Here is a 2943-nt window from a genome sequence, read left to right as displayed (position 1 = left end):
CCCCCTAACGTAAGTTAGGATAAGGTTAAGTGAATAAGGGCGCACGGTGGATGCCTTGGCACTAGGAGCCGATGAAGGACGGGACTAACACCGATATGCTTCGGGGAGCTGTAAGTAAGCTTTGATCCGGAGATTTCCGAATGGGGGAACCCAGCATCTTTTATAGGATGTTACTTTTCAGTGAATACATAGCTGATTAGAGGTAGACGCAGAGAACTGAAACATCTAAGTACCTGCAGGAAGAGAAAGAAAAATCGATTCCCTGAGTAGCGGCGAGCGAAACGGGAAAAGCCCAAACCAAGAGGCTTGCCTCTTGGGGTTGTAGGACTCCGATATGGTAGTCCAGTGAGATAGTCGAAGGACCTGGAAAGGTCTGCTAGAAAGGGTAAAAGCCCCGTAGACAAAATTTGACTGGCACCTAGGAGGATCCTGAGTACGGCGGAACACGAGGAATTCCGTCGGAATCCGGGAGGACCATCTCCCAAGGCTAAATACTCCCTAGTGACCGATAGTGAACCAGTACCGTGAGGGAAAGGTGAAAAGCACCCCGGAAGGGGAGTGAAATAGATCCTGAAACCGTGTGCCTACAACAAGTTAGAGCCCGTTAATGGGTGATAGCGTGCCTTTTGTAGAATGAACCGGCGAGTTACGATTACTTGCGAGGTTAAGTTGAAAAGACGGAGCCGCAGCGAAAGCGAGTCTGAATAGGGCGAATGAGTAAGTGGTCGTAGACCCGAAACCATGTGATCTACCCATGTCCAGGTTGAAGGTGCGGTAAAACGCACTGGAGGACCGAACCCACGTACGTTGAAAAGTGCGGGGATGAGGTGTGGGTAGCGGAGAAATTCCAAACGAACTTGGAGATAGCTGGTTCTCTCCGAAATAGCTTTAGGGCTAGCCTCAGAGTAAGAATGATGGAGGTAGAGCACTGTTTGGACTAGGGGCCCATCTCGGGTTACCGAATTCAGATAAACTCCGAATGCCATCCATTCATCTCTGGGAGTCAGACTGTGAGTGATAAGATCCATAGTCGAAAGGGAAACAGCCCAGACCACCAGCTAAGGTCCCCAAATAACTATTAAGTGGAAAAGGATGTGGGGTTGCACAGACAACTAGGATGTTGGCTTAGAAGCAGCCACCATTTAAAGAGTGCGTAATAGCTCACTAGTCGAGTGACCCTGCGCCGAAAATGTACCGGGGCTAAATAGTTTACCGAAGCTGTGGAACACACCAATAGGTGTGTTGGTAGGAGAGCGTTCTAAGGGCGTTGAAGGTAGATCGTGAGGACTGCTGGAGCGCTTAGAAGTGAGAATGCCGGTATGAGTAGCGAAAGACAGGTGAGAATCCTGTCCACCGAATGACTAAGGTTTCCTGGGGAAGGCTCGTCCGCCCAGGGTTAGTCGGGACCTAAGCCGAGGCCGATAGGCGTAGGCGATGGATAACAGGTTGATATTCCTGTACCCGTTGTTTTTGTTTGAGCAATGGAGGGACGCAGGAGGCTAAGGAATCAGACGATTGGAAATGTCTGTCCAAGCAATAAGTCTTGATGTGAGTCAAATGCTTACGTCTTTAAGGACAAGTTGTGATGGGGAGGGAAATAATAGTACCGAAGTTCCTGATGTCACACTGCCGAGAAAAGCTTCTAGTGAGAAAACAATGGCCCGTACCGCAAACCGACACAGGTAGTCGAGGAGAGAATCCTAAGGTGAGCGAGAGAACTCTCGTTAAGGAACTCGGCAAAATGACCCCGTAACTTCGGGAGAAGGGGTGCTGATCTAACGATCAGCCGCAGTGAATAGGCCCAAGCGACTGTTTATCAAAAACACAGGTCTCTGCAAAATCGAAAGATGACGTATAGGGGCTGACGCCTGCCCGGTGCTGGAAGGTTAAGAGGAGTGCTTAGCGTAAGCGAAGGTACGAATTGAAGCCCCAGTAAACGGCGGCCGTAACTATAACGGTCCTAAGGTAGCGAAATTCCTTGTCGGGTAAGTTCCGACCCGCACGAAAGGCGTAACGATTTGGGCACTGTCTCAACGAGAGACTCGGTGAAATTTTAGTACCTGTGAAGATGCAGGTTACCCGCGACAGGACGGAAAGACCCCATGGAGCTTTACTGCAGTTTGATATTGAGTGTTTGTACCACATGTACAGGATAGGTAGGAGCCGTAGAAGTCGGGACGCTAGTTTCGACAGAGGCGCTGGTGGGATACTACCCTTGTGTTATGACCACTCTAACCCGCACCACTGATCGTGGTGGGAGACAGTGTCAGATGGGCAGTTTGACTGGGGCGGTCGCCTCCTAAAGAGTAACGGAGGCGCCCAAAGGTTCCCTCAGAATGGTTGGAAATCATTCGCAGAGTGTAAAGGCACAAGGGAGCTTGACTGCGAGACCTACAAGTCGAGCAGGGACGAAAGTCGGGCTTAGTGATCCGGTGGTTCCGCATGGAAGGGCCATCGCTCAACGGATAAAAGCTACCCTGGGGATAACAGGCTTATCTCCCCCAAGAGTCCACATCGACGGGGAGGTTTGGCACCTCGATGTCGGCTCGTCGCATCCTGGGGCTGTAGTCGGTCCCAAGGGTTGGGCTGTTCGCCCATTAAAGCGGCACGCGAGCTGGGTTCAGAACGTCGTGAGACAGTTCGGTCCCTATCCGTCGCGGGCGTTGGAAATTTGAGAGGATCTGTCCTTAGTACGAGAGGACCGGGATGGACTTACCGCTGGTGTACCAGTTGTCTCGCCAGAGGCATCGCTGGGTAGCTATGTAGGGAAGGGATAAACGCTGAAAGCATCTAAGTGTGAAGCCCACCTCAAGATGAGATTTCCCATTTCTTTAAGAAAGTAAGATCCCTGAGAGATGATCAGGTAGATAGGTCAGAAGTGGAAGTGCAGTGATGTACGGAGCGGACTGATACTAATCGATCGAGGACTTAACCAAAATAAAA

General features: G+C 50.7%; 1 rRNA gene. It reads left to right on the top strand.

Annotated features, from left to right (window positions below):
* Window positions 1-23 precede the first annotated feature (23 nt).
* Window positions 24-2936, top strand: a 23S ribosomal RNA gene (locus tag RV13_RS20195).
* Window positions 2937-2943: the final 7 nt, after the last annotated feature.

It is taken from the genome of Enterococcus raffinosus, assembly GCF_001886185.1.
Taxonomy (GTDB): domain Bacteria; phylum Bacillota; class Bacilli; order Lactobacillales; family Enterococcaceae; genus Enterococcus_A; species Enterococcus_A raffinosus.
Note: the sequence above shows the minus strand (reverse complement) of the source record. Positions and strands in the feature narration are given on the sequence as shown.